Source organism: Paramagnetospirillum sp., from assembly GCF_058402745.1.
In genome coordinates this window covers 76,690-101,041 of record NZ_JBZVFI010000006.1, presented here as the reverse complement: position 1 = coordinate 101,041, position 24,352 = coordinate 76,690, and the positions used below count along the sequence as shown (strand labels likewise).

Annotated in this window: 25 protein-coding genes; 9 read left to right on the top strand and 16 right to left on the bottom strand. The window is 67.1% G+C overall.

Annotation, left to right across the window (positions count from 1 at the left end; genetic code table 11):
• Positions 1-98: 98 nt before the first annotated feature.
• From ACV4UZ_RS04255 to ACV4UZ_RS04245, 3 genes are all read left to right on the top strand, one after another.
• Positions 99-1,112 carry a TRAP transporter substrate-binding protein gene (locus tag ACV4UZ_RS04255; protein WP_491599689.1) on the top strand — a complete coding sequence of 338 codons (1,014 nt, stop codon included), beginning with the start codon at positions 99-101 and terminating at the stop codon, positions 1,110-1,112.
• 83 nt (positions 1,113-1,195) lie between these two features.
• On the top strand, positions 1,196-1,897 hold the full coding sequence (locus ACV4UZ_RS04250) for a TRAP transporter small permease (RefSeq protein ID WP_491599688.1): 702 nt from the start codon (positions 1,196-1,198) through the stop codon (positions 1,895-1,897).
• The gene (locus ACV4UZ_RS04245; RefSeq protein ID WP_491599687.1) at positions 1,894-3,177 is read left to right on the top strand and encodes a TRAP transporter large permease; all 1,284 of its coding nucleotides are present in this window, start codon (positions 1,894-1,896) and stop codon (positions 3,175-3,177) included. Before ACV4UZ_RS04250 ends, ACV4UZ_RS04245 begins: the two co-directional genes overlap by 4 nt.
• Before the next feature lie 22 nt (positions 3,178-3,199).
• On the opposite strand, the gene ACV4UZ_RS04240 is transcribed toward ACV4UZ_RS04245, so the two are convergent.
• From ACV4UZ_RS04240 to ACV4UZ_RS04230, 3 genes are all read right to left on the bottom strand, one after another.
• Positions 3,200-3,556 carry a DUF1850 domain-containing protein gene (locus ACV4UZ_RS04240; protein WP_491599686.1) on the bottom strand — a complete coding sequence of 119 codons (357 nt, stop codon included), beginning with the start codon at positions 3,554-3,556 and terminating at the stop codon, positions 3,200-3,202.
• Positions 3,553-5,610, bottom strand: a complete 2,058-nt coding sequence (locus tag ACV4UZ_RS04235) for a TRAP transporter permease (protein WP_491599685.1) — start codon at positions 5,608-5,610, stop codon at positions 3,553-3,555. Before ACV4UZ_RS04235 ends, ACV4UZ_RS04240 begins: the two co-directional genes overlap by 4 nt.
• 142 nt (positions 5,611-5,752) lie before the next feature.
• Positions 5,753-6,691, bottom strand: coding sequence for a TAXI family TRAP transporter solute-binding subunit (locus tag ACV4UZ_RS04230; protein WP_491599684.1), 939 nt, complete (start codon positions 6,689-6,691; stop codon positions 5,753-5,755).
• Between the two features lie 76 nt (positions 6,692-6,767).
• On the opposite strand from ACV4UZ_RS04230, the gene ACV4UZ_RS04225 reads away from it, so the two are divergent.
• Complete coding sequence (locus tag ACV4UZ_RS04225) at positions 6,768-7,733, top strand: ChaN family lipoprotein (protein ID WP_491599683.1); 966 nt, start codon at positions 6,768-6,770, stop codon at positions 7,731-7,733.
• A gap of 7 nt (positions 7,734-7,740) precedes the next feature.
• On the opposite strand, the gene ACV4UZ_RS04220 is transcribed toward ACV4UZ_RS04225, so the two are convergent.
• The 3 genes from ACV4UZ_RS04220 to ACV4UZ_RS04210 all read right to left on the bottom strand — a co-directional run bounded on the left by ACV4UZ_RS04220 (position 7,741) and on the right by ACV4UZ_RS04210 (position 10,849).
• Positions 7,741-8,838, bottom strand: coding sequence for a GGDEF domain-containing protein (locus ACV4UZ_RS04220; protein WP_491599682.1), 1,098 nt, complete (start codon positions 8,836-8,838; stop codon positions 7,741-7,743).
• 113 nt (positions 8,839-8,951) lie between these two features.
• Positions 8,952-9,875, bottom strand: coding sequence for a DnaJ C-terminal domain-containing protein (locus ACV4UZ_RS04215; protein ID WP_491599681.1), 924 nt, complete (start codon positions 9,873-9,875; stop codon positions 8,952-8,954).
• 500 nt (positions 9,876-10,375) lie between these two features.
• The gene (locus ACV4UZ_RS04210) at positions 10,376-10,849 is read right to left on the bottom strand and encodes an RT0821/Lpp0805 family surface protein (RefSeq protein ID WP_491599680.1); all 474 of its coding nucleotides are present in this window, start codon (positions 10,847-10,849) and stop codon (positions 10,376-10,378) included.
• Between the two features lie 100 nt (positions 10,850-10,949).
• On the opposite strand from ACV4UZ_RS04210, the gene pdxH reads away from it, so the two are divergent.
• Positions 10,950-11,537, top strand: a complete 588-nt coding sequence (pdxH, locus tag ACV4UZ_RS04205; RefSeq protein WP_491599679.1) for a pyridoxamine 5'-phosphate oxidase — start codon at positions 10,950-10,952, stop codon at positions 11,535-11,537.
• Entirely contained in the window at positions 11,534-12,436 is a 903-nt protein-coding gene (locus ACV4UZ_RS04200) for a cation diffusion facilitator family transporter (protein WP_491599678.1), read from the top strand. Before pdxH ends, ACV4UZ_RS04200 begins: the two co-directional genes overlap by 4 nt.
• A 6-nt stretch (positions 12,437-12,442) precedes the next feature.
• Here ACV4UZ_RS04200 and ACV4UZ_RS04195 read toward each other — a convergent pair whose 3' ends face one another.
• Together ACV4UZ_RS04195 and ACV4UZ_RS04190 are read right to left on the bottom strand one after the other, a co-directional pair.
• Entirely contained in the window at positions 12,443-13,015 is a 573-nt protein-coding gene (locus ACV4UZ_RS04195; RefSeq protein WP_491599677.1) for a YqgE/AlgH family protein, read from the bottom strand.
• A 179-nt stretch (positions 13,016-13,194) separates the two neighbouring features.
• Positions 13,195-13,887 (bottom strand): c-type cytochrome, encoded by a 693-nt coding sequence (locus ACV4UZ_RS04190; RefSeq protein WP_491599676.1) that lies wholly within the window; start codon positions 13,885-13,887, stop codon positions 13,195-13,197.
• A gap of 131 nt (positions 13,888-14,018) precedes the next feature.
• On the opposite strand from ACV4UZ_RS04190, the gene ACV4UZ_RS04185 reads away from it, so the two are divergent.
• Positions 14,019-14,939: an ethylbenzene dehydrogenase-related protein gene (locus ACV4UZ_RS04185; protein ID WP_491599675.1), complete on the top strand. Its 921-nt coding sequence runs from the start codon at positions 14,019-14,021 to the stop codon at positions 14,937-14,939.
• Position 14,940: 1 nt separating this feature from the next.
• Here ACV4UZ_RS04185 and ACV4UZ_RS04180 read toward each other — a convergent pair whose 3' ends face one another.
• Positions 14,941-16,185, bottom strand: coding sequence for a diguanylate cyclase domain-containing protein (locus ACV4UZ_RS04180; protein WP_491599674.1), 1,245 nt, complete (start codon positions 16,183-16,185; stop codon positions 14,941-14,943).
• A gap of 157 nt (positions 16,186-16,342) precedes the next feature.
• On the bottom strand, positions 16,343-16,729 hold the full coding sequence (locus ACV4UZ_RS04175) for a CBS domain-containing protein (RefSeq protein WP_491599673.1): 387 nt from the start codon (positions 16,727-16,729) through the stop codon (positions 16,343-16,345).
• Positions 16,730-16,883: 154 nt separating this feature from the next.
• On the opposite strand from ACV4UZ_RS04175, the gene ACV4UZ_RS04170 reads away from it, so the two are divergent.
• Complete coding sequence (locus tag ACV4UZ_RS04170; protein WP_491599672.1) at positions 16,884-17,054, top strand: hypothetical protein; 171 nt, start codon at positions 16,884-16,886, stop codon at positions 17,052-17,054.
• A gap of 37 nt (positions 17,055-17,091) precedes the next feature.
• Positions 17,092-17,844, top strand: coding sequence for an SDR family NAD(P)-dependent oxidoreductase (locus tag ACV4UZ_RS04165; protein ID WP_491599671.1), 753 nt, complete (start codon positions 17,092-17,094; stop codon positions 17,842-17,844).
• A 105-nt stretch (positions 17,845-17,949) separates the two neighbouring features.
• Here ACV4UZ_RS04165 and ACV4UZ_RS04160 read toward each other — a convergent pair whose 3' ends face one another.
• The 6 genes from ACV4UZ_RS04160 to ACV4UZ_RS04135 form a co-directional block, all read right to left on the bottom strand.
• Positions 17,950-18,780 carry an HTD2 family dehydratase gene (locus ACV4UZ_RS04160; protein WP_491599670.1) on the bottom strand — a complete coding sequence of 277 codons (831 nt, stop codon included), beginning with the start codon at positions 18,778-18,780 and terminating at the stop codon, positions 17,950-17,952.
• 2 nt (positions 18,781-18,782) lie between these two features.
• The gene (locus ACV4UZ_RS04155) at positions 18,783-20,357 is read right to left on the bottom strand and encodes a S41 family peptidase (RefSeq protein WP_491599669.1); all 1,575 of its coding nucleotides are present in this window, start codon (positions 20,355-20,357) and stop codon (positions 18,783-18,785) included.
• Between the two features lie 206 nt (positions 20,358-20,563).
• Positions 20,564-21,334, bottom strand: a complete 771-nt coding sequence (locus ACV4UZ_RS04150) for a class I SAM-dependent methyltransferase (protein ID WP_491599668.1) — start codon at positions 21,332-21,334, stop codon at positions 20,564-20,566.
• Positions 21,331-23,577, bottom strand: coding sequence for a ribonuclease R (rnr, locus tag ACV4UZ_RS04145; protein WP_491599667.1), 2,247 nt, complete (start codon positions 23,575-23,577; stop codon positions 21,331-21,333). The genes ACV4UZ_RS04150 and rnr overlap by 4 nt, the downstream gene beginning before the upstream one ends.
• Before the next feature lie 31 nt (positions 23,578-23,608).
• Positions 23,609-23,968, bottom strand: coding sequence for a HepT-like ribonuclease domain-containing protein (locus ACV4UZ_RS04140; protein WP_491599666.1), 360 nt, complete (start codon positions 23,966-23,968; stop codon positions 23,609-23,611).
• Positions 23,958-24,260, bottom strand: a complete 303-nt coding sequence (locus ACV4UZ_RS04135; RefSeq protein WP_491599665.1) for a nucleotidyltransferase family protein — start codon at positions 24,258-24,260, stop codon at positions 23,958-23,960. The genes ACV4UZ_RS04140 and ACV4UZ_RS04135 overlap by 11 nt, the downstream gene beginning before the upstream one ends.
• Between the last annotated feature and the right edge of the window lie 92 nt (positions 24,261-24,352).

The following is a 24,352-nucleotide window of genomic DNA, read 5'->3' as shown; positions in this document are numbered from 1 at the left end:
CCTTTCCTCTTGTGGATCACCACAATGGCCGAGCTCCGGCCGGATTCCTATAGTGGTGTCGAATAGTCCGCATCATGGACATCTTGGGAGGAAATATCATGAAGTTGGGAACCCTCATCGCGGGGGCCGTCGCCGCCTGCATGCTGACCGGCACCGCCATGGCCCAGCAGGCCCAGCCGATCGTCATCAAGTTCAGCCATGTGGTCGCCCCCGACACGCCCAAGGGCAAGGGTGCCGAATACTTCAAGAAGCTGGCCGAGGAACGCACCAAGGGCCGCGTCAAGGTCGAGGTCTACCCCAACAGCCAGCTCTACAAGGACAAGGAAGAGATGGAGGCCCTGCAGCTGGGCGCCGTCCAGATGCTTGCCCCGTCCCTGGCCAAGTTCGGCCCGCTGGGCGTCAAGGAATTCGAGGTCTTCGACCTGCCCTACATCTTCCCCAGCAAGGACGTGCTGCGTTCGGTGACCGGCGGCCCCCTGGGCGCCAGCCTGCTGAAGAAGCTGGAAGGCAAGGGCATCATCGGTCTGGCCTACTGGGATAACGGCTTCAAGATTCTCAGCGCCAACAAGCCGCTGATGGCTCCGGCCGACCTCAAGGGCGTCAAGATGCGCATCCAGTCCTCCAAGGTGCTGGACGCCCAGATGCGGGCGCTGGGCGCCCTGCCCCAGGTCATGGCCTTCTCGGAAGTCTACCAGGCGCTGCAGACCGGCGTGGTCGACGGCACCGAGAACCCGCCCAGCAACATGTTCACCCAGAAGATGCACGAGGTGCAGAAGCACGCCACCATGACCAACCATGGCTATCTCGGCTATGCGGTGATCGTGAACAAGAAGTTCTGGGAAGGCCTGCCGGCCGACATCCGCGCCACCCTGGAAGGCGCCATGAACGAATCGACCGTCTTCGCCAACGCCATCGCCCAGACCGAGAACGACGACTCGGTCAAGGCCATGAAGGCGTCGGGCAAGACCGCCTTCCACGAGCCCTCGGCCGCCGAGATCGAGACCTGGCGCAAGGCCCTGCTGCCCGTGCACAAGGACATGGAAGGCCGCGTCGGCAAGGAGCTGATCGAGTCCTTCTACAAGGAAGCCGCCAAGTTCGGCTTCAAGAACTGATCGCCTGACTTGAATGGGGCGTCCCCCTGGGGCGCCCCATTCCCTCCACCCTTTCCATCCATCCGGCTTTCGTGGGAGGTCCCATGCTGAGAGCCCTCGATCACCTGGAGGAATGGCTGATCGCCTTCCTCATGGGCGCGGCGACGCTCATCATCTTCGTCGCCGTCATGCAACGCTACGCCGCAGGCACCTCCCTGCTCTACCCCCTGGTCGGGCACCTGGATTTCGCCTGGGCCCAGGAACTGTGCATCATCATGTTCGTCTGGATGGCCAAGTTCGGCGCCGCCTATGGCGTGCGCACCGGCATCCACGTGGGCGTCGACGTGGTGATCAACCGCCTGAACGATCAGTGGCGGTCCAAGTTCATCGTGTTCGGCCTGCTGGCGGGTGCCACCTTCACCGGCATCATCTCGGTGATGGGCGGCCATTTCGTGCTGGAGAACGGCGCCCATTACGCCTTCCTCAGCGCCTTCGGCCTGCCCACCGGCGACCTCTACGAAGGCCCCATCACGCCGGACATGGAGATGCCCACCTGGATCGTCTATTCGGCCATCCCGCTGGGCTCGGCCCTGATGTGCTTCCGCTTCCTCCAGGTGTGCGTCAGCTTCATCAAGACCGGCGAACTGCCCCATCACGACCACGGCCATGTGGAGGGTCTGGAAGAAGACAAGACCGATCCCCAGCGCGCCGCCCAGGACATCAACTGGTTCGAGATGAAGGACAACCTCCACCCCAAGGGCGTCGCCGACGACAAGGGTGATGCCGACGGGGAGAAGCGGCCATGAATTCCGCCATCATCTTCGGGCTGCTGATCGCGCTGATGCTGACCGGCATGCCCATCTCCATCTCGCTGGGCCTCACCGTCCTCACCTTCCTGTTCGCCTTCACCCAGGTTCCCATCGAATCCGTGGCGCTGAAGCTGTTCACCGGCATCGAGAAGTTCGAGATCATGGCGATCCCGTTCTTCATCCTGGCCGGCAACTTCCTCACCCATGGCGGCGTGGCCAAGCGCATGATCAACTTCGCCACCGCCATGGTCGGCCACTGGCACGGCGGCCTGGGTCTGGCCGGCGTGGTGGCCTGCGCCCTGTTCGCCGCCGTGTCGGGGTCCAGCCCCGCCACCGTGGTGGCCATCGGCTCCATCATCCTGCCGGCCATGGTCAAGCAGGGCTTCCCCAGCCGGTTCGGTGCCGGCGTCATCACCACCTCGGGCGCGCTGGGCATCCTGATCCCGCCGTCGCTGGTGATGGTCATGTACGCGGTGGCCACCAACACCTCGGTGGGCGCCCTGTTCATGGCCGGCGTCATTCCCGGCCTGATGCTGGCCACCGTGCTGGGCGTCGTGACCTGGTACATCGCCTGGAAGAACGGCTTCCCCCGCCTGCCCCAGGCGTCGTGGGGCGAGCGCCTGCGCACCCTCCGCGAGGCCATCTGGGGCCTGGCCCTGATCGTCATCGTCATCGGCGGCATCTATTCCGGCGTGTTCACCCCCACCGAGGCGGCGGCCATGAGCGCGGTCTACGCCTTCATCATCGCGGTGTTCGTCTACAAGGACATGCCGCTGAAGGGCGTGGGCAAGATCCTGCTGTCGTCGGCCTCCATGTCGGCCATGCTGCTGTACATCATCACCAACGCGGTGCTGTTCAGCTTCGTGCTCGCCAACGAGAACATCCCGCACGCCATCGCCGACTGGATCGTCGGCAAGGAGCTGGGCGTCATCGCCTTCCTGCTGGTGGTGAACGTGCTGCTGCTGGCGGCCGGCAACTTCATGGAGCCGTCGTCCATCGTGCTGATCATGGCCCCCATCCTGTTCCCGGTGGCCATGAAGCTGGGCATCGACCCGGTGCATTTCGGCATCATGATGGTGGTCAACATGGAGGTCGGCATGTGCCATCCCCCGGTGGGCCTCAACCTCTACGTGGCCTCGGGCATCACCAAGATGGGCATCACCGAGCTGACCGTGGCGGTGTGGCCCTGGCTGCTGGCCATGCTGGGCTTCCTGGTGGTGGTGACCTACTGGCCGCCGCTGTCCATCTGGCTGCCCAAGGCGCTGGGGGTGATGTAGCCCCCAGACCCGGGACGCTTTCTCAGGGGCAGGCCCGCAATCGGGTCTGCCCCTTCTCCTTGGGCGGGTCGAAGCAGTGTCCGTTCACGCACAGCCGCCAGTCGGCGGTGAAGTCCGAGCGGGCCAGGACGATTTCCCCTATCGCCATGTCCGGATGCCAGACCCAGCGCCCGTCCTTGAATTCCGCCTCGGGCGGCGGCTCCATCCCCGCCCCGCTGCCCATCACCGAGGCCCGATGCAGGATCAGGCGGGCATCCTCCACCCGCCACTCCTCGCGCCATTCCACCTTTTCCACCGAATGGGTCCAGGCCAGGGTGAAGGACCCGGACGGGGTCAGCAGCATCAGGCCGGCCGCCGCGACGGCACACAGACCGCTCAAGCGGCCACCGCGCGCTTCATCCGGAACCAGTGCCAGGCGACGAAGAGAACGGCGCCCGCCGCCCCCGCCTCGTCGGTGATGGGCAGCGCCACCACCAGGGAGAAGGCCGAGGCGGTGGCCAGCACCCGCTCGGCCACGCTCAGCGGCCCCCACAGATGGCCGATGGCCGCCGCCCCCCACAGGAAGATGGCCAGCACCGCCTTGCCGATGACGTAGCCGGCATCCAGCCAGTCCCCGGTCTGCAGCATCAGGGCGTTGTCGTAGACCGCCATGTAGGGCACCACGAAGCCGGCGATGGCGATGCGCACCGCGTTGAATCCGGTCTTCATGAACGAGCAGCGCCCCACCGTGGCGGCGGCGAAGGCGGCCAGGGCCACCGGCGGCGTGAGGTCCGCCATGATGCCGAAATAGAACACGAACATGTGCGAGACGATCAGCGGCACCCCCATCTTCAGCAGGATGGGCGCCACCAGCGACGAGGTGATGATGTAATTGGGGATGGTGGGAATGCCCATGCCCAGGACCAGGCAGGCCAGCATGGTCAGCACCAGGGTGAGGAACAGGCTGTCGCCGGCCAGGGAAACGATGCCCTGGGTGACGGTGCCCGCCACGCCGGTCAGCGTCATGGTGCCGATGATGACGCCGACCAGGGCGCAGGCGATGCCCACCGGCACCGCCGAGCGGGCGCCTTCGGAAAGCGAGTTGACGCACAGGCGCAAGGTGGCGCGGTGCCCCTTGAACAGGGCGTTGGCCGCCACCAACAAGGCCAGCACCGCCACCACCGCATCGATGCCGTAGGTGAAGAAGGAGGACGACACCAGGGCCAGCAGGATCCAGAACAGGCAGCGATAGGCCAGATTGGGCAGCCGGCCCGACAGCGGGTTGCCCAGGATCACCACGGCGGTCCCCGCCAGCCCGATGGTCCCGGAAAACATCGGCGTATAGCCCGACAGCAGCAGGTAGACCAGCACGGCCAGGGGAACGACCAGATACCACTGCCGCTTGAACGCCCCCCAGGCGCTGGGACAGTCCTCCTTGGGCATGCCGAGCAGCTTGTGCTTGCCCGCCTCCAGATGAACCATCCAGAAGGCGGTGAGATAATAAAGGATGGCCGGCACCGCCGCCGCCTTGCACACCTCGAAATAGGAGATGTTCAGGGTCTCGGCCATGATGAAGGCCACCGCCCCCATCACCGGCGGCATGATCTGGCCGCCCATGGACGAGGTGGCCTCGACGGCGGCGGCGAATTCGGGGCGATAGCCGAACCGCTTCATCAGCGGAATGGTGAACTGCCCGGTGGTCACCACGTTGGCCACCCCCGAGCCGTTGATGGTGCCCATCAGGCCCGAGGAAATCACCGCCACCTTGGCCGGGCCGCCCTGGGCATGGCCGACGGTGCCCAGCGCCACGTCGGTGAACAGGCGGATCATTCCCGCCTGCTCGAGGAAGCTGCCGAACAGGATGAACAGGAAGATGTAGGTGGAGGAAACGTAGGTGGGGATGCCGAAGATGCCCTCGGTCCCCAGGAAGTACTGGTTGACGATCTGGTCGAAGCCGTAGCCGCGATGGCCCAGCGGCGCCGGCAGAACCTCGCCGAAGCCCACATAGGCGACGAAGAGCAGGCAGAGCACCGGCAGCGCCCAGCCCATCAGGCGCCGCGCCGCCTCGAACACCAGCGCCACCATGATGGTGCCCACCACCAGATCGGTGGTGGAGGGATCGCCGGAGCGCTGCACCAGCTCGCCCTCGAACGCCAGATGATAAAGGGACAGGACGAAGGACACGCCGCCCAGGACCCAGGCCAGGGCCGCCTTCACCGGATTGCCCCGGTCCATGGCGGCGTAAAGCGCGAAGACCATCAGCAGCAGGAAACCCACATGGATGGACCGCACCGGAAGGGAGGACAACGGCGAATAGGCCGCCGTGATGACCTGGAAGGTGGAGAAGACCAGCGCGATCCAGAACATGGCCCTGGATTCGACGCCGTGGCCGAACACCTCGCCCTTGGTGTCGATCTCCGAGGGATCGACACCGTTTCCGTCACGCTGGCCCATCGCCGTCCCCCCTCTTCACTCACTTCGCCTGTCATCCTGAGGGAGCCTGCGACCGAAGGGTCTTTCAGCCGCAGACGGTCCCGTCACGGGGTGAAGGGTTCTTCGCTCCGCTCAGAATGACAACAAAAGCCGCGCAATCGCCTCACTTCAACAGCCCGGCCTCGCGGTAGTATTTCTCCGCTCCCGGATGCAGCGGAATGGGCGACTTGGCCGCCTGTTCCGGCTGAATCTCGCGGGCGGCAGAGTGAGCGGCCAGCATGTCCGGCATGTTGGCGAACATGGACTTGGTCATGCCGTAGACCAGATCGGCGGGCACGCCTTCATGGGTGACCAGGAAGTTGCGCACGGCGGCCGTGGGCACGTCGGCGGTCTGGCCGCGATAGGTGTTGGCCGGCACCACCGAGGCGATGTAGGCGGTATCGCCGGTCTTGGCGATCACCTCGGCCGAGACCGGCACGATGACGATGTTGTCGCTGGTGGCGAGGTCACGCAGCGAGGCGACGCCCAGCCCGGCCGATTGCAGGGTGGCGTCCAGCTGCTTGTTCTTCATCAGCTCCACCGATTCGCCGAAGGGCAGGTACTGCACCTTCATGTCGGCATAGGAAAGCCCCGCCGCCTTGAAGATGGCCCGGGCATTCAGCTCGGTGCCCGATTTGGGCGCCCCGACGCTGACCCGCTTGCCCTTGAGGTCCTCCAGGGTCTTGATGCCGGAATCGGCGGTGGCGACGATCTGGATGTAGTTGGGATAGATGGCCGCCATGGTGCGCAGCTTCTTCAGGGGCACCTTGTAGCCGGCCTCTTCCACGCCCTCCCAGGCCTGGGTCAGCGAATCGCCCAGGGTGAAGGCCAGCTCGCCCCGCCCCGCCTGCAGCAGGTTGAGGTTCTCCACCGACGCCTTGGTGGCCTGGACGGTGACCCGGGCGCCCGGCAGGCTCTTGCCGTAGATGGACGACAGGGCGTTGCCCAGCGGGTAGTAGACGCCGCTGGTTCCGCCGGTGAGAATGTTGAGGAACTGATCGGCCGCAAAAGCCGGCAGCGACAGGAACGAGGCCAGCACGGCCCCCGCGATAACCCTCTTCATGATGCCTCCCAAGATATTGGCTGTTCTATTAGAAGGGTTTGGTATGACCATAGCGCAACCCCTCCGCCTTGACCAGATGAGCCGAACGCTCGTTCGATTCGCCTGTCTCGCCCTGTTGTGGACCGCCCCCGTCCGGGCCGAGCCGCCGCCCGCTCCCATCCTGGCCGCCGACCACCCGCTGGCCGGCAAGGTCTGGGAACCGGCCACCGGCAAGTGGCTGTCGCCGCGAGACGTGGCGGAAGCCGCCCGCGGCGCCGGCATCGTCCTGCTGGGCGAGGCCCACGACAATGCCGACCACCACGCGCTGCAGGCCTGGGTGGTGCGTGAACTGGCCGCCGCCGGCCGCCGGCCGGTGGTGGCGCTGGAGATGGTGGACACCGACCGTCAGGCGGACATCGACCGCAACATCGGGGACGTGGCCGGGCTGGGCGCGGCGCTGGAGTGGGAGACGCGCGGCTGGCCCGACTGGGCGCTCTACCGCCCCATCGTCGAGGCCGCCCTGGCCGCCAGGGGGGAGATCAAGGCCGCCAACCTGCCCCAGGACCTGACCCGGCGCATCGCCAAGGGCGAACAGGGAGCCGAGGTGGACGGACGGTTCGGCCTGGACCAGCCCCTGCCCCCCGCCGAGGAGAAGGCGCTGGCCACCGACATCCGCGAGGGCCATTGCAACCTGCTGCCGGAACAGGCGGTGGCGCCCATGGTCCGCGTGCAGCGGGCTCGCGACGCCGCCATGGCCGAGGTGCTGGCCGATCAGGCCTCGCGGCCCGAGGCCGGGCCGGCGGTGCTGATCGCCGGCGCCGGCCACGTCCGCGCCGACCGCGGCGTGCCGGCCCGCCTGGGCGCCATGGTGCCCGGCATCGCCATGCTGACCATCGGCTTCGTCGAGGTGGAGCGGGCCAGGACCAGGCCCGCCGCCTATGGCGAGGCCTATGGGACCAGGGTTCCCCCCTTCGACCTGATCTGGTTCACCGGCCGCGCCCCGCGCGAGGACCAGTGCGCCCTGATGGAAAAGCACATGAAGAAGAAGGAGGGGACGAAGTAGGGCGACATCAGGCCGATTGCCTGGCGCCCGCCGTCTCGACCTCGTCCAATTCGTCGAAGCAGGTGACGCGGTTGCGGCCCTGGCGCTTGGCCCGGTACATGGCCTCGTCGGCCAGACGCTGGACCTCGGCGATGGAAGCCACCTCCGGACCGGCGACGGCGACCCCGATGCTGGCCGTGATCCTCAGGCGTTCCACGCCGATGTCGGGCATCAGTGCCTCGATATCGCTCCGCAGTTTCTCCGCCAGCCGGCGGGCGCCCTCGCGGCCGGTATCGGGCAGCAGCACGCAGAACTCCTCGCCGCCGATCCGCCCTACCAGATCGCTCTGGCGGATGCCGTGTTCCAGGCAAAGCGCCGCCGCCCGCAGCACGATGTCGCCGGCCTCGTGGCCGAAACGGTCGTTGACGCTCTTGAAGTGGTCGAGATCGACGAACAGCATGGCGAAGGGAGACCCGGACCGCCGCGCCTGGCTAAGAGCACCTTCACACAGGCCGTAATAGGCCCTGGCGTTGAGCAGGCCGGTCAAAGGATCGCGGGCCGCCATGTGGGCCAGCTTGCGGTTGGCCTCGACCATGGCGTGGTGGAACGAGATGGAACGGGCGGCATAGGCGTGGAAGAAGGCGCTGATGTAGACCATGCCCAGCACCACGGTGATCAGCGCCCCCGGCGAATAGGGCGTCGGCAGATGGGGGTTGGCGACGATCACGATGGCGATGGATGCCGCCGTGGTGGCGATGCCGAAACGCGACCCCAGAATCAGGTAGACGCCGGGCAGGTTGAGGGCGAACCAGATGACCCGCAATTCGTCGGGGCCGTTGAACAGCAGCACCATGACGTACTGGGCCAGGGCCAGGACGGCATAGGCGGGTGCCACCAGCCGCATGCGCCGGGGATGGCCGCGCAGGATGACGAAGGCGGCGATGCTGACCGCCAGGAAGCCACGCCCCACCATCACGTAGACGGGATCGTAGAGTGGCGGCCCCGCCAGCACGGCCAGTTGGAACAGCCCGGTAATCAGGATTGCGAACACCAGCACGGCGCAGGTGAAGCGGTACTGGAACTGGCGGTATTCCTCACCCTCCGGGAAGACAGCATTCCCGAACACGGCGCGCTTCAGCCACATCGCCCGGCCCTTTCCGCCCGAAACGCCTCAATCCACCCGCAGGCTCTATGACCGAATATATCTTTTGGGTGGCGCGCGATCAAGCGACCGGAGGGTCAGACGATCCCCGCCTTGGCACGGGGATCATACCCATGGCGCGGTCCCCATTTTTCCACCAGGGCGCGGAAGTCGGCATCCTCGGGCAGCACCACCGACAGGGTGACCAATTGGTCGCCGCGCGTGTTGTGGGGGCCGGCGATGCCCTTGCCCTTGAGGCGCAGCACCGCGCCGGTGTTGGAGCCGGGCGGCACCGTCACCATCACCTTGCCGTCGATGGTGGGCACCGGCACCTTGCCGCCCATCACCGCTTCCTGCACCGTCACCGGCAGGTCGAGCAGCACGTCCAGGTCGCGGCGCCTGAAATGGGGATGCTCCTCCACCTTCAGCTCGATGAAGGCGTCGCCGGGAATCGCCCCGTCATCGGCGCCGTGGCCCTGGCCCTTGAGCCTGAGCGTCTGGCCGTCGGTGCTGCCCGGCGGAATGCGCACCTCGACGGTACGTCCCGACATCAGGGTCACCCGCTTGGTGCCGCCCGCCGCCGCGTCCAGGAACGAGATGGCGAGCGTGTGGCGGACGTCGCCGCCCCGGGTCTTGGCCCTGGCCTGGGCCTTGGCCTGGTCCTGGCCCTTCTGCTTGCGGCGGAACAGCTCGGCCAGGATGTCGTCCACGTTCTCGCCGAAGCCGCCGAAGCCTCCCCCCGCCCCTGCTCCCGCCCCTGGCCGGGGTCCGGAACGCGACCGCCAGGCGCCGCGCTTCGGCGTGCCCGAGGCGTCGATCTCGCCGGCGTCGAACTGGGCGCGCTTGGCCGGATCGGACAGGAAATCGTAGGCGGCCGAGATGTCCTTGAACCGCGATTCGGCCTTGGCATCGCCGGGGTTGAGGTCGGGGTGAAGCTCGCGCGCCAGGGCGCGGTAGGCCTTCTTGATCTCGTCTTCGGAAGCGGTGCGGGCCACGCCCAGCACCAGATAGGGGTCCTTCACCGCGTCGTCATCCCGGCTGCAATGGAAAAAGGCGGCACCGCCAACCCGTGACCATGCCGCCTTTTCGGTTAAGGAAGCGTGACCAGTCCGCCACTCCATCCAACTGTCATGCTGAGCAACGCGAAGCATCTTTCAGCCGAAACCGGAAGCCGCCCGTGCCTGAAATATCCTTCGGCTCCGCCCACTGCCGTCCGGTTTAATTGCCTGGGTGCTGGCGGACGGGTTTTTTCACCACCAAGACACCAAGGACACCAAGGACACCAAAAGGCATTCCAGCGGATCCGCGTGGATGGCCGGGACGATGCCCGGCCATGACGGTGAGGTTGGGCGGGGCGATCAGCTCCGTCCTCTTGGTGTCCTTGGTGTCTTGGTGGTTGAAGAGGCTTTTCCGTATCCCCATTCCGGTGGAGCCATCTCAAACCAAGCCTGGGCAAGGCAAGAGACCAGTGCTGGCCGAATTGAACCGGACGGCAGTGGGCTCCGCCTCAGGATGACATCCGTTAGTTGACCACGCTCCACGAGCCGTCGGGCTGCTTGCAGGCGGTGCCGGTGACCGCCTCCTCCTTGCCGTCCACCTTGACGGTGGACTGGAAGTCGCGGCAGGTCCGCCCGCTGGCGTCCTTGCTTTCGCTCACCGGGGTGACGGTGCCGGAATTGCCCGATTGCGGGTTGCTCCAGGCCACCGTCTGGCCGACCGGAGCGTCCTGGGCCTTCTCCTCGGCCTTCAGGACCTCTTCCTTGTCGGCCTTGTCCAGCTTCTTGCCCAGTTCCGAGCCGGCATAGGCGCCCACCGCCGCGCCGAGCGCCGTCATCAGCAGCCGGCCGGTGCCGCCGCCGAACTGCGAGCCCAGGAGGCCGCCGCCGACACCGCCCAGAATGGCGCCGGTGGTCTGGCCGACCTTGGCGTTCTCGCAGGCGCCCAGCAGCGACAGGGCGAGAAGGACGGAAACGATCCGGGGGGCATGGCTACGCATGGGGTTCTCGCTGAAAAGGGGGTATGCGACGAAACGTCTACCATATGCCCCGGAATCTGGGCATTTTGAGGGCGACGCGTCAATACCCGCCGGTGAGAGAATGTCCGCACCCGAAGCCGACCCCCTGGTCCTGTTCCACAAATGGATGGAAGAGGCAGAGAAGGCCGAGCCCAACGACCCCAACGCCATGGCGCTGGCCACCGCCGACGCCGAAGGCCGGCCCAGCGTGCGCATGGTGCTGCTGAAGGGCGCCGACGCCGGCGGCTTCGTGTTCTACACCAACCTGGAAAGCCGCAAGGGCCGGGAAATGGCCGCCAATCCCCACGCCGCGCTGTGCATCCACTGGAAAAGCCTGAAGCGCCAGATCCGCGCCGAGGGCGACATCACCACGGTCACCGACGAGGAGGCGGATGCCTATTTCGCCACCCGGGCGCGGGCCAGCCAGATCGGCGCCTGGGCCTCCGTCCAGTCGCGGCCGCTCACCGGCCGCTTCGAGCTGGAAAAGCGGGTGGGCGAGTTCGCCGCCAAATTCGGCCTGGGCAAGGTGCCGCGCCCGCCCCACTGGTCCGGCTTCCGCCTGGCCCCCCGGCGCATCGAGTTCTGGCACGACCGTCCCTTCCGCCTGCACGACCGCTTCGCCTATGTCCGCGAGGAAGGGGGCTGGCGCCTGGAACACCTCTACCCATGAGCGCCGCCGCCGGCCATGACCGCCTGATGCGGCTGGCGACATATGCCTCGACGGGCACCGCCGCGCTGCTGATCGCCGTCAAGCTGGTGGCCTGGGTGGCCACCGGCTCGGTGGCCTTGCTGTCCACCCTGATCGATTCCACCCTGGATCTGGCCGCCTCGGCGCTCAATCTGATGGCGGTGCGCCACGCCTTGGTGCCGGCCGACGACGAACACCGCTTCGGCCACGGCAAGGCCGAGGCCCTGGCCGGTCTGGGGCAGGCGGCCTTCGTGGTGGGGTCCGGCGGCTTCCTGCTGGCCGAGGCCGGCAACCGCATGGTCCACCCCCAACCCATCAATCACGGCGAATGGGGCATCGCGGTGATGGTGTTTTCCATAGCCGCCACCCTGGCCCTGGTCGGATTCCAGCGCATGGTGGCCAAGCGCACCGGGTCGCTGGCCATCTCGGCCGATTCGCTGCACTACACCGGCGACCTGCTGATCAACGCCAGCGTCATCGTCTCGCTGCTGCTGGCGGCGGGCACCGGCTGGCCGCTGGCCGACCCGCTGTTCGCCATCGGCATCGCCGGCTGGCTGATGTTCAACGCCTGGCAGATCTTCCGCCTGTCGCTGGACACCCTGATGGACAGGGAATTGCCGGAAGCCGACCGCGAGCGCATCCGCGCCATCCTCGCCGGTCATCCCGGCGTGCTCGACCACCACGACCTGCGCACCCGCACCTCGGGCCGCCAGGGCTTCATCCAGTTTCACCTGGAACTGCCGGGCGAGTTGCCCCTGGTCGAGGCGCACCGCATCTCCGACGACGTGGAAAAGGCCATCCTGGCGGAGTTCCCCGGCTTCGACGTGATCATCCACGAGGACCCGGCGGGAATCCGCGAAAACCGGACGGAGTTCAAGTAGAAGCGGTCAGGCGTGGCCGGCGCTGGCCGACAGCAGGCCCATGTCGATGCCCAGCTTGTGGATGGCCTGCTCGTATTTGTGCTCGAGGTCGCGGCCGAACAGCAGGGCCGGGTCGGCGGGCACGGTCAGCCAGGCGTTCTCGCGGATTTCCGAATCCAGCTGCCCCGAGCCCCAGCCGGCATAGCCCAGCGCCAGCAGGCTTTCACGCGGACCGGTGCCGTCGGCCATGGCGCGCAGCACGTCCACCGTGGCGGTCAGCGCCACGTCGCCCTCGACGATCATGGTGTTCTCGTGCAGGTAATCGGCGGAATGCAGTACGAAGCCGCGCCCGCTTTCCACCGGCCCGCCGAAATGGATGCGGATCTCGTCGCAGGCCGGGGTGGGGGGAATGTCCAGCTGTTCCAGCAATTGCGGGAAGGTCAGCCCGCCGAACAGCTTGTTGACGACGATGCCCATGGCCCCGTCGGCGTTGTGGGCGCACAGATAGACGACCGAACGCGCGAAGCGCGGGTCCTCCATCTGAGGCATGGCGATGAGAATCTGGCCGGCGAGATAGCCGGAGGTCCGCTGTGCAGTCATACCACTTCAGATATTCCGGCCAAGTCCGGAACGCAAGCCCGGACGCATCAATCAGACCGACACCGTCATCCCGAGCGAAGCCGAGGGATCTCCTCCTGGCGCAACGGCGCCAATCCTGAAAAACCGCGTCAGAATGAGATCCCTCCTCCCGATGGTCGTCGGGATGACGGATGGAGTCCTTAATCCTGCAAGCTGGACAAGAAAGCCCAGAGGTTCTTCCACTCCTCGGGGGTCCTGGCCTTCATGATCTCGATATCGTCATGCTGGCGCTTGCCGGCGAGGAAGCTGTCCACCTGGGTCTTGAGATAGGGAATGAATTGCGGCGCGATGGCCGGCTTCTTCAGGCGGCCCTGGCCCTTGTTGCCGTGGCACGGCGCGCAATCGGCGGCGTAGAACGCCTTGCCCGCCTCCACGTCGCCCGGTTCGCGCGGAATCTGCAGCACCTTCTTCATGATCTGCAGGCGGGCGTAGCCGTCGGTGGGCATGTTGGCCGGGGGCTTGGTGTCCAGCTTGATCTCGGAAAGATAGCGGGTGACGTCCAGCACGTCGCGCTCGGACAGTTCGCGGTCCACGGCGAAGGGAATCATGGGGATGTTCTCGCGCTCGCGGCTCTTGAACTTGCGCATCTGCTCGGCCAGGTAATCGGCGTTGAGGCCGCCCAGGCGGGGATAGGCGCCGCCGCCGCCGCCATTGCCCAGCTCGCCGTGGCAGCCGGCGCAGATGCGCATGACGTCCTGGGCGTTGTCCTTGTCGTAGACGTAGGGCTCGCCCTTGATCATGATCGGCGCCTGCTGGGCCCGGGCGGTACCGATGGAGGCGACCAGCCCGGCCAGCACCAGCGCCGCCAATCCCCTGCCGAAACCGATCCGCATCGCCCGTCCTCCGAAATCATGCCTGAGAGGCACTGGTTACGTGCGCCCGGCGGGCTTTGCATTGAGCAAGGTCAAGTCACGGCGTCTCGCCCCGTGGTTAGGTCCTCCTCCCCTTTTCGAGGAAGACCACCATGAACCGTACCGCGCTTGCCACCCTGATGGTTTTCGCCGCCACTCCCGCCCTGGCCCTGGACTGGGGCAGCGTGCCGGCCAAGGAGGTAGTGCTGTTCTATCCCGGCCAGTCGTCGCTGGAATGGGTGCTGTCGGGCGACCACGGCGGCGCGCCCAAGGTGAAGAACGGCAAGGCCTGCAAGGAATGCCACCTGGGCGAGGAGAAGGACATGGGCGCCACCCTGGTGAACGGCTCCAAGAACGAGCCGGCCCCCATCGCGGGCAAGCCCGCCTTCATCCCGGCCATGGTCAAGGTGGCCCAGGAGGGCGGCAAGCTGCATGTCCGCCTGGAATTCAAGGAAGGCGCCCAGCCCAATTCCAGGATGGACCCCGACTTCGCCACCAAGGTCACCCTGATGCTCGACGACGGCAGGCTGCCCGAGGCGGCCCAGGCCGGCTGCTGGGGCACCTGCCACGAGGACGCGGCCAAGATGCCGGCCGGCGGCGCCGGTGACCGCAGCAAGTACCTGAACCGCACCCGCGCCAAGCCGGGCCGCCAGGGGGCCGGCGACGAGCTGGTGGCGGCCGCCGAACTGGAGAAGATGCAGGCCGCCGGCCAGCTGATGGAGTACTGGCAGGCCCGCCTGAAGCCGGGTGCCGCGGCCCAGGCGGCGGGAGGCACCGTCTTCGACAGGCGCGCCGAGGTGAAGAGCGCCCCGGTCGCCGCCGAGGCGACCCAGGCCGGCGACACCTGGACGGTGACGCTGTCGCGCCCGCTGGCCGCCTCGGCCCCGTTCAAGGCCATCGAGGCCGGCAAGACCTACAATGTGGGCTTCGCCATCCATTCCGGCCATACGGCGCGGCGTTTCCACTACGTGTCGCTGGAGCATTCCCTGATGCTCGACAAGGGCGACGCCGACCTGATCGCGGTGAAGAAGTAGGTCAGCAACGGGCGCCGGCGGGGCGGAAGAACCCGAACCCGTTCTTGCCGGCCTTCTTCACCTCGTACATGGCGGAATCGGAGGCCTTCAGCAAGGTGGTCGCGTCATTGCCGTCTTCGGGAAACAGGGCGATGCCGATGCTCGACCCGATGACGGCCTGACGCCCTTTGAGGTCGATGGGCAGTTGAAGCGAGCCAATGATGCGCTCCGCGGCCTGGCTGGCCATGTCTGGCCCATTCAACCCACCCAGTACGACGACGAATTCGTCGCCGCCGACCCTGGCCACCGTGTCGGACTCCCGCACCGAAGCAGCCATCCGCCGGGCGGCCTCGACCAGGACCATGTCGCCCGCCTCGTGCCCGTGGCTGTCGTTGACCGCCTTGAAGCCATCCAGATCGACGAACAGCACCGCCGCCATGGTCGTGCCACGGCGGGACAGGGCGATGGCCTGCTCCAGGCGATCGCGCCCGAGGCCCAGATTGGGCAATCCGGTCAGGTGATCATGGGTGGCCGAGAACTCCAGGTCGCGCGACAGCCGTTCGGACAGATCCAGGGCATCGTTCAGGCGCCGCACCGTGGGCCATACCAGAAGGGCGCCGGCCGAGGACGCCAGCAATATGAGGATAAATGCAACCGCATATGCCCTCGGATCGCGGGACGGGCCGTTGGCAAGCGGCAGGGACACCTCGCGCACGCCTCGAAAATCACCGAGCGCCCATTGGATGTCGCGGCCGAAATCGAAGCGGTTGTGGCATTCGACGCAGCTCGGCCGCATGACCAGCGCCCTGGCGAGATGAAGCACCTCCAGGCCATTGACGGTGCTGCGGTAGGTATAGGCGGCATCGGGACTCTTGCGGAGAAAGTCGATGGCGGCCTGCTGATCCGCGGTCAGGGTCCGAGTCCGCGCCCAATGGAACGGGTATTCGCTGTAAAGACTGGCCGACAGCCCCGCCACAGCCGAATTCAAACGGATTCCCAGCGCATTGACGAAGGTGGCCGGAAACGGCAGGGCCCGCTCGTCCCGCAGCAGATCGTGCGACATTTCCATGCCATTGAGGAGCGCTCTGGTGGCGATTTCCTGGGAGTAGTATTCGTGCATTTCATTGAGCGCGACCGCATAGCTTTCGGCGATGCCGACCGTCAGTATCTCGCGCTCCGTATTGGCCAAATATTGAGCGGCCGCGACCATGATGGCGCAGGTCATGGCAACAAATAAAAACACCGCAAGTTGAATGCGCTTGAACATATTGACGCCAACGGAATATTCCGACAGTCATTGTCGGAAATTGAATGCGATCCGTGGCGGGACATAACAGTCGGAACCATCACTGTCAAGGCGTCATTCGTTAGGATACAATGACTCTAATATAAATAAATTGACCCGTTTCATTATGCCGAGGCCATTACCTATTGGCGGCCTTTACCAGATCGCCGATGGAAACCAGCCCTTTCACTTCCCCATCCTGGACCACTGGAATGTGGCGACAACGGGTCTCGGTCATGATTTCCAGGATTTCTTCGACGCTGTCGTCGAAGGCGCAGGCCACCACGTCGCGGGACATGGCGTCACTCACCGACAGGGAGATCATCTCGGCCCCCATGCGGGCGAAGGCTCGGGCGATATCGCGCTCGGAAAGAATGCCGGCGATGCCGCCGCCGCCATCCGAACAGATCACCGCTCCAATGTTCTTCTCCAGCAGCAGCGACGCCGCCTCGCGCAACGACGCCCCGGGCGAGATCTCATAGATATCCAGTCCCTTGTAGGACAGCACCTCGGAAATCCGCATCATCCATCCTCTTCTGCAAACCAGACGCTTCCCGCGAGGCCAGAGATAGCAGCCCAATACGAATGGATTATCCTAAGGTAAGTAATAGACCGTATCCGGGTTGACAACAAAGTGCAAACGCCGCCTGGACGGCCCTGTCGTTCCACCCCTGCGGTGATTGCCCCCTGCCGCCCGCCGACGGCGCCATCTGCCCCTCGCCAAGGACGCGGTGGTCAACGCCATCGTCATCCTCGACATCTTCGCCCAGGCGGTTCCCTATGTGATCGACGATGCCCTGATGGAATTTACGGCCTTGACCGGCCTCAAGGCCCGTGACCGGGGACTATGACCTTTTGGGGGTATCCCCCCCAAAAAAGGATAAGTCCATGACCAATTCCCTTGCCGGCAAGATCGCCGTCATCACCGGTGCCAGCAGCGGCATCGGCCGCTCCATCGCCGAGCGCTTCCTGGCCGATGGCGCCAAGGTCGCCATCTTCGCCCGCAACGCCGCCGCCCTGGCCGAGATCGCCAAGGGCCGCGAGGACTCCGTGCTGGCGGTGACCGGCGACGTCACCAGCGCCGCCGACCTGGAGCGGCTGGTGGCCGAGACGGTCAAGCGCTTCGGCGCCGTCGACATCGTGGTGCCCAATGCCGGCATCGCCAAGGTGGTGCCGTTCGAGCAAAGCGACGCGGCGGCCATCGACCATCAGTTCGCCGTCAATTTCACCGGCGCGGTGCAGACGGTGCGCGGCTTCCTGCCCCATATCCGCAAGGGCGGCTCGGTGCTGTTCGTCACCACCTTCCTGACCCAGGTGGGCTTCCCGGGTCTGGCCATCTACAGCGCCAGCAAGGCGGCGCTGAAGTCGTTCTCCCAGACCCTGGCCGCCGAACTGGCGCCCAAGGGCATCCGGGTGAACGCGGTGGCCCCCGGCCCCATCGGCACCCCCATCTGGGGCAGCATCGGCCTGCCCGCCGACGTGCTGCAGGCCGTCGCGACCCAGGTGACGGCGCGCCTGATGCCCGGCGCCTTCGGCGAGCCCGGCGACATCGCCGCCACCGCCGCCTTCCTGTGCTCGGACCAAGCCAAGAATATCTGGGGCCAGGAAATCGTCGTCGATGGCGGCTACACCATCGGTTGAGTTGGAATGCCAGCGGGCGGGACGCCCGCGCTCCGAACTAAAAATCAATGGGCGGGACGCCCGCGCTCCGCACCCTTGGAGCGCGGGCGTCCCGCCCGCATCCCGTCAAGCGGCCTGCAGCTCCGCGCTCATGGCCAGATTGCCCTGGTGGTCGACCGCCCATAGCTCGGCCCCGCCCGGCACGGGGCGGCCCGCCACCTCGAAGGGATGAATGTCGAACAGCGGCCGCCTGGCCCGGAATTCAAATCCGGTGACCCGCGCGCCGGGATTGTTCCTCAAGTAAAGGTCCATCAGCAGGGTGGCGATCAGCGGACCGTGGACGATCAGGCCGGGATAGCCTTCCACCTCGCGGCAATAGTCGCGGTCGTAATGGATGCGGTGGCCGTTGAAGGTCAGCGCCGAATAGCGGAACAGCAGCACGATGTCCGGCCGGATGCGCCGCCGCCAGACGGCACCGGCGGGTTCCGGCTCGCCCGGGGGCAAGGATTCGCCCGGCTTGGGCGCCTCGCGGTAGACGATGTGATGCACCTCGGCGAGCGCCGGCCCGGCCTCGGTCGAGATGTCGTGCTCGACCCGGACGAACACCATGGGGCCGGACCGTCCGGCCTTCTCCACCACGTCGGCGATGGTCGAGCGCCGGATGATGGCCGCCCCCACCGGGATGGGAGCGGTGAAGGAGAACTCTCCCCCCGCCCACATGCGCCGGGGCAGGTCCACCGGCGGCAGGAATCCGCCCTTGTGCGGATGGCCGTCGGCGGCGATGTCGCGTTCCAGGGCGCGCGGCAGGAAATAGAGCCAGTGGCCGAGCGGCGGCACCTCGCCCGGGCTCCACGGCGGATCGGCATGGTCCAGGGTGGCGGCCAGCCCGGCCAGCGGAGCCCGGGTCGCCACGTCCCGGACCGTCTCGGTCCGCCCGATCCAGTCGCTGAGCGTCATGGTCAATGTGATCCCGTTTCAGGTGACGGCCGGGTCTGCAGCGCCTCCAGTCCCCGAACCGGCGCCGAGGCGGCCAGGGCGCGGGCATAGGCGGCGCGGTTGGCCAGCAGCCGGTCGGCCAGGTCCATCTCCAGCTTGCTGTCGCCCAGTTTGGCCGGGGCGCAGGTGTCGCGCAGCCGGTGGCGCAGTTCGGTGTCGCCGATGCCGGTGCCGCGCCACACCGCCAGGGTCTCGGCCGGCTTGCCGGGCAGGATGCCGCGCCCGATGCCCTCGACCATCTGGGCCGCATTCTGGGGCGTGCCGGCGGTGCACAGGGCCGGCAGCACGCCCAGCCCGTGCAGGGCATAGCCCGAGGGCGCGTGGAAGCGCGACCAGGTCAGCGTGATCTCGCCGTCGTTGGGCAGGCGCACCACCGTCTGGACGGTGCCCTTGCCGTAGGAATTGGTGCCGATGACCACGGCGCGCCCGGCGTCCTGCAGCGCCGAGGCGACGATCTCGGCGGCCGAGGCCGAGCGTCCGTCCACCAGCACCACCAGGGGCAAATCCTCGCCGATGTCGCCGGGCTTGGCCTCGAAGGCGTTGGCGGCGGCCGGGTGGCGGCCCCGGGTCGAGATGATGGTGCCCTCGGCCACGAACAGGTCGACCACCGCCACCGCCTTGTCCAGCAGCCCGCCGGGATTGCCGCGCAGGTCCAGCACCACGCCCTGCAGGCCGGCGCCCAGACGGGTGCGGACCTCCTTCAGCTGGTTTTCCAGGCCGTAGGCGGTGCGCTGGTTGAAGCTGCTGATCTTGAAATGGGCGATGCCGCCGTTGACCGAGGTTGTCACCGTCTGGGGCACGATCAGCGAGCGGCGCAGGCTGAACTGCAGCATCTGCGATCCCCGGCGCAGCGCCAGCGTCACCTCGGTGGCGACGGCGCCGCGCAGGCGGGCGGAAACCTCGCCCCGCTCCAGCCCCTTGACCGGGTCACCGTCGATGGCGGTGATGACGTCGCCGGATTTGAGGCCCAGCTTGGCGGCGGGGCCGTCCTCCACCACCTCGACGATGCGGATTTCACCGTCGATCAGGTCGAAGCGGATGCCGATGCCGCCGAAGCCCGAACGGTTGGAGCGGTGTTCCCGCGCCTCCCTGGCCCCGGCATAGCGGGAGAACAGGTCAGCCTTGCCCAGCGCCCCCTCGAACACCGCCTGGTACAGGCGCTCGGCATCGGCGTCCCGCAGACGCTCGGAGGATTGCGAGGCCTCCAGCGCCGCGTTGACGGTGATGCGCGCCCAGCCCACCGCGTCGTCGGGCGGCGCTGCCGGGTAGTCGGCCAGCACGGTCTCGGGGGTGGCGAGGCGCAGGCGGCCCTGGTCCAGGGTGACCGCCAGCTGCGGATCGATCTCGGCCAGCCCGCGCAGCCCGTCCAGCGCGATGGCCTGGGCGGTCACCGGCTGCAGGTGGCGCTCGACGATGGCGTCGAAGCCGAACGCGATGGTGCGCTCGGCCTCGCCCGCCACCCAGCCGGCGGCGGCGGAATCGGCGAGGGCGGACAGCGCCAGGACCAACCCGGCTCCCATGGTCTTGGATCGGCTCATCGCGGCGATTATGCGCAAGGCCGGGCCTGGCGGTACAGAGGTTTCATACGGGTCGTCAAATCAACCAACCTGTCATCCCGACGCCCGGAGGGCGGAGGGATCTCATCCTGGCACGATTTCTCAGAAGCCGGCACCAATGGTCCAGGCGGAGATCCCTCGCATGCGCTCGGGATGACATGAAGAATCGGACCAAAGACGAGGTGGCATCATCGCGCCCCCTTCAGGCGATGGCGGAGATAGGCGGGGGGAGTCCTGAACGCCATGTGCATGCCGTCGGAAAACGAGGCGAGACGGAGCCCGCGCGAGCGCAGCAGCTCGGTCAGCGAGGCCCGCGAATGGATGGAGACATGGCCGTTGCGCGGCGCCACGTACCACCAGCCCAGCCCGATGGCGTCGAACTCCGCCGGCTGCAGCAAGGTGGAAAAGATCAGCGCGCCGTCGGGCTCCATCAGCGCCAGCGCCTCGTCCAGGACCCGCTGGGGTCGCATGGCGTGCTCGAACACCTCGAAGGCGGTGACCAGACCGGCGGTGGCGAAGTCGGGGGCGGGATGGGGCGTGTGGGGGTCGATGGTGGCGGCCCGCATCCCCGCCGCCCGCAATTCGGCGGCGAAGCGTCCGTTGCCGCCGCCGTAATCGATCACCGGGACGGCCGCCGCCCCGTCCCCCAGCAACTGCCGCAGCCAAAGGGCATTGCCCACCGGCCTCGTCTCGGCGTATTCGGGATCGACCACTTGGTAATCGGCATTGTAGATGCGCCGGGCGAAATCCTCGTCGCTCCAGCGCAGCATGGTGTCGGCGAAGACCAGGGAACAGCGGGGGCAGCGGCGGTAATAGACCGGAACGCCCCGCAGGCCCAGGCGCTTGCCCTCCCGCTCCAGACAGCTCTTGTGAAAGTCCACCACCCCCATCAGCGGCGACGGCGCGCCGCACACCGTGCAGGCGACCGGGCTGGGATCAGCGGCGGCGAAGACGCTCATCGCCGCCCTTTGCGCCCTCCGCCGCCGGGGCGGAACGGCCGAGAGCCGGGCCGGGGCGGACGGGCGGGACGTTCGGGCGCTCCGCCCAGGCGGAACACCATGGAGCCGGTCAAGGTGTTGGCCTCGGCCAGTTCCACCTCCAGCTTCTGCCCCAGCTGGAAGGTCTTGCGGGTGCGCTTGCCCACCAGGCAGTGGTGGACCTCGTCGTGGACGTAGAAATCCTCGGGCAGGGTCGAGATGGGCACCAGCCCGTCGGCCCCGGTGCCGTCCAGGGTGACGAACAGGCCGAAGCGGGTGACGCCGGACACCTTGCCGGCAAACGTCGCCCCCACCCGGTCCGACAGGAAGGCGGTGACGTAGCGGTCCACCGCTTCGCGCTCGGCCACCGCCGCGCGCCGTTCCGTGATCGAAATGTGCTCGCCCCATTCGGCGAAGTGTGCGACTGCATCCGCAGGCAGCGCGCCCTCGCCCAGATGCAGCCCCGCGATGAGCGCCCGGTGGACCAGAAGGTCGGCATAGCGGCGGATGGGCGAGGTGAAGTGGGCATAGCGCGCCAGCCCCAGGCCGAAATGGCCGATATTCTCCGGGCTGTACTGGGCCTGGGCCTGGGAGCGCAGGATCACCTCGCTGACCAGATGGGAATTGGCGGTGTCGGCCACGGCTTCGAGGATGCGGTTGAAATGGGCGGGCTTCAGCACCTGGCCCTTGGCCAGCTTCAGGTCCAGCGACGACAGGAATTCCCGCAACCCTTCCAGCTTCTCCTGGGAGGGCAGGTCGTGGATGCGGTACATGCAGGGTTTGTGGACCTTCTCCAGCGTCTCGGCGGCGCAGACATTGGCCATGATCATGAAGTCCTCGATCAGCCGGTGGCTGTCGAAGCGTTCGCGCTCGGTGATGGAGTCCACCTTGCCGTCCGGCGTGATGGTCACCTTGCGCTCGGGGATGTCCAGCTCCAGGACGCCGCGTTCCTTGCGCTCGCGGAACAAGGCCGCCCAGGCGCCGTAGAGCGGCTCGATCACGCCCGGCAGCAGCGGCCCGGTCCTGTCGTCGGGCCGTCCGTCCTTGGCCGCCTGCACCTGGGTATAGGTGAGCCGCGCCACCGAACGCATCATTCCCCGCACGAAACGATGCCGCAGCTTGTTGCCCAGCGCGTCCAGCCAGAAATGCACCGCCATGCAGGGGCGGTCCTCGTCGGGCTTCAAGGAGCACCAGCCGTTGGAGAGCTCCTCGGGCAGCATGGGCACCACCCGGTCGGGGAAATAGACCGAGTTGCCGCGCTTGAAGGCTTCCTTGTCCAGCGCGTCGCCGGGCCGCACGTACCACGACACGTCGGCGATGGCGACGATGCAGTGCCAGCCGCCGGAATTCTTGGGGTCGGGATCGGGCTCGGCGAACACCGCGTCGTCGAAGTCGCGCGCGTCCTCGCCGTCGATGGTGACCAGGGGGATGGAACGCAGGTCGGTGCGGTCGCCCAGGGGCGCCGGCCCCTCGGCCGCCGCCTGTTTCAGGGCGGCCTCGGGGAACTCGAAAGGAATGTCGTTGGTGTGGATGGCCACCAGGCTGACCGAGCGGGGCGCGCCCAAGAGGCCCATGCGCTCCTTCACCGAGGCGGTGCGCACGCCGTAAAGCCGCCCCGGCATGATGTCGGCCAGCACCAGCTCGCCGGCCTTGGCGTCGCCCGTCTCGCCCCTGGGCACGATGTATTCGGCCTTCTCCTTGCGCGAGGTGGGGCGCAGGCGCCCCGTTCCGTCGGGATTGGGCTCGAACACGCCCAGCACGCGGGCGCGGGCCTCGCCGATGATGCGGATGGGCCGCGCCTCGTAGACGTCCTCGCCCCTCACCCGTTTCAGCTTGGCCAGCACCCGGTCGCCGACGCCCACCGCCGCCTCGCCGGGGCGGAAGGGGGCCATGAAGATGCGCGGCGGCCGTCCCTCGCCCTCCCAGTTCAGGGGCCGGGCCAGCAATTCGCCGTCGGCATCGGTGCCGACGATCTCGACCACGCCCACGTCGGGCAGTGCCCCGGGACGGGCGAAGCGCCGTTTCTGGCCGCGCTCGACGGCGCCTTCCTTCTCCAGCTCCTTCAGGATGGCCTTGAGGTCGATCTTGTCGGACCCCTTGAGGTTGAAGGCCCGCGCCAGCTCGCGCTTGCCGACCCGTCCGGGCTGGGCCCGGATGAAGTCGAGGATTTCCTGCTTGGACGGAATGGGGACGATTTTCTTGGGCTTGTGCGTCGGCTTTTTCATTCCCCCAGCCTATAGAGCGGAGGGGCCGATGTCAGCCGTCGTCTCCAAAATGGGTTTTCAGGGCCTGGACGCAGGCCGCCCGCAGCGGCGGAAGATCGTCACGGATACTCTGCCACAGGCGAGTCGGTGAAATGACGTCGTACTCGTGGCGGAGAGGATTGCCGATTCCCCGGATGTCGGCCCATGGCAGGTCCGGACAAAGACGCTCAGCCTCGGCCCCGAGCTTCATTGCCGCCTCGCTGATGATCTGAAAACAACGCTCCACCGCACGCAAGGTCTTGCGATCCTGGTTGAGCGCGGCGGTATCGGCAACGCCACCGATGAAAGCGGTGGCATCGTCAATGCTGTCGATGATGTCCTGAAGTCTTTGCGCCGGACGTTCAGAAGGCATCGACCCGATCCCTCTCCACCGCCTGCCGGAAGCGGGGGCGGCTCATCTCGTGCAACTCGATCATATCCACGGGACTGCCGAGCAAGTCGCTGAGGGTTCTCTCGATCGCCACGAACTGGAACAGACCGACGGGATGGGCGGGATCGAATTCCACGGCCACGTCCACATCGGACTCCCCGGTATCCTCGCCCCGCGCCACCGAACCGAACACACCGGCATGCAGGACGCCCCGCGCCCGCAGCTCTTCGGCGTGAGCGCGCAACACGGCAAGGACATCATCGAGTTTGGCCATGACCCGCCATCCATCAAACGACCTGAGCCAGTTATAGCGCATCCCCGTGACACACGGAATGCCTGGGTCCGCTTGACCCCCATCAAGGGGCC

Bases quoted from the DNA above. Each gene is read 5' to 3' on its own strand.
- ACV4UZ_RS04255 (WP_491599689.1), top strand. From the start codon at position 99: ATGAAGTTGGGAACCCTCATCGCGGGGGCCGTCGCCGCCTGCATGCTG.
- ACV4UZ_RS04250 (WP_491599688.1), top strand. From the start codon at position 1,196: ATGCTGAGAGCCCTCGATCACCTGGAGGAATGGCTGATCGCCTTCCTC.
- ACV4UZ_RS04245 (WP_491599687.1), top strand. From the start codon at position 1,894: ATGAATTCCGCCATCATCTTCGGGCTGCTGATCGCGCTGATGCTGACC.
- ACV4UZ_RS04235 (WP_491599685.1), bottom strand. From the start codon at position 5,610: ATGGGCCAGCGTGACGGAAACGGTGTCGATCCCTCGGAGATCGACACC.
- ACV4UZ_RS04230 (WP_491599684.1), bottom strand. From the start codon at position 6,691: ATGAAGAGGGTTATCGCGGGGGCCGTGCTGGCCTCGTTCCTGTCGCTG.
- ACV4UZ_RS04225 (WP_491599683.1), top strand. From the start codon at position 6,768: ATGAGCCGAACGCTCGTTCGATTCGCCTGTCTCGCCCTGTTGTGGACC.
- ACV4UZ_RS04210 (WP_491599680.1), bottom strand. From the start codon at position 10,849: ATGCGTAGCCATGCCCCCCGGATCGTTTCCGTCCTTCTCGCCCTGTCG.
- pdxH (WP_491599679.1), top strand. From the start codon at position 10,950: ATGTCCGCACCCGAAGCCGACCCCCTGGTCCTGTTCCACAAATGGATG.
- ACV4UZ_RS04200 (WP_491599678.1), top strand. From the start codon at position 11,534: ATGAGCGCCGCCGCCGGCCATGACCGCCTGATGCGGCTGGCGACATAT.
- ACV4UZ_RS04195 (WP_491599677.1), bottom strand. From the start codon at position 13,015: ATGACTGCACAGCGGACCTCCGGCTATCTCGCCGGCCAGATTCTCATC.
- ACV4UZ_RS04190 (WP_491599676.1), bottom strand. From the start codon at position 13,887: ATGCGGATCGGTTTCGGCAGGGGATTGGCGGCGCTGGTGCTGGCCGGG.
- ACV4UZ_RS04185 (WP_491599675.1), top strand. From the start codon at position 14,019: ATGAACCGTACCGCGCTTGCCACCCTGATGGTTTTCGCCGCCACTCCC.
- ACV4UZ_RS04180 (WP_491599674.1), bottom strand. From the start codon at position 16,185: ATGTTCAAGCGCATTCAACTTGCGGTGTTTTTATTTGTTGCCATGACC.
- ACV4UZ_RS04175 (WP_491599673.1), bottom strand. From the start codon at position 16,729: ATGATGCGGATTTCCGAGGTGCTGTCCTACAAGGGACTGGATATCTAT.
- ACV4UZ_RS04165 (WP_491599671.1), top strand. From the start codon at position 17,092: ATGACCAATTCCCTTGCCGGCAAGATCGCCGTCATCACCGGTGCCAGC.
- ACV4UZ_RS04160 (WP_491599670.1), bottom strand. From the start codon at position 18,780: ATGACGCTCAGCGACTGGATCGGGCGGACCGAGACGGTCCGGGACGTG.
- ACV4UZ_RS04155 (WP_491599669.1), bottom strand. From the start codon at position 20,357: ATGAGCCGATCCAAGACCATGGGAGCCGGGTTGGTCCTGGCGCTGTCC.
- ACV4UZ_RS04150 (WP_491599668.1), bottom strand. From the start codon at position 21,334: ATGAGCGTCTTCGCCGCCGCTGATCCCAGCCCGGTCGCCTGCACGGTG.
- rnr (WP_491599667.1), bottom strand. From the start codon at position 23,577: ATGAAAAAGCCGACGCACAAGCCCAAGAAAATCGTCCCCATTCCGTCC.
- ACV4UZ_RS04140 (WP_491599666.1), bottom strand. From the start codon at position 23,968: ATGCCTTCTGAACGTCCGGCGCAAAGACTTCAGGACATCATCGACAGC.
- ACV4UZ_RS04135 (WP_491599665.1), bottom strand. From the start codon at position 24,260: ATGGCCAAACTCGATGATGTCCTTGCCGTGTTGCGCGCTCACGCCGAA.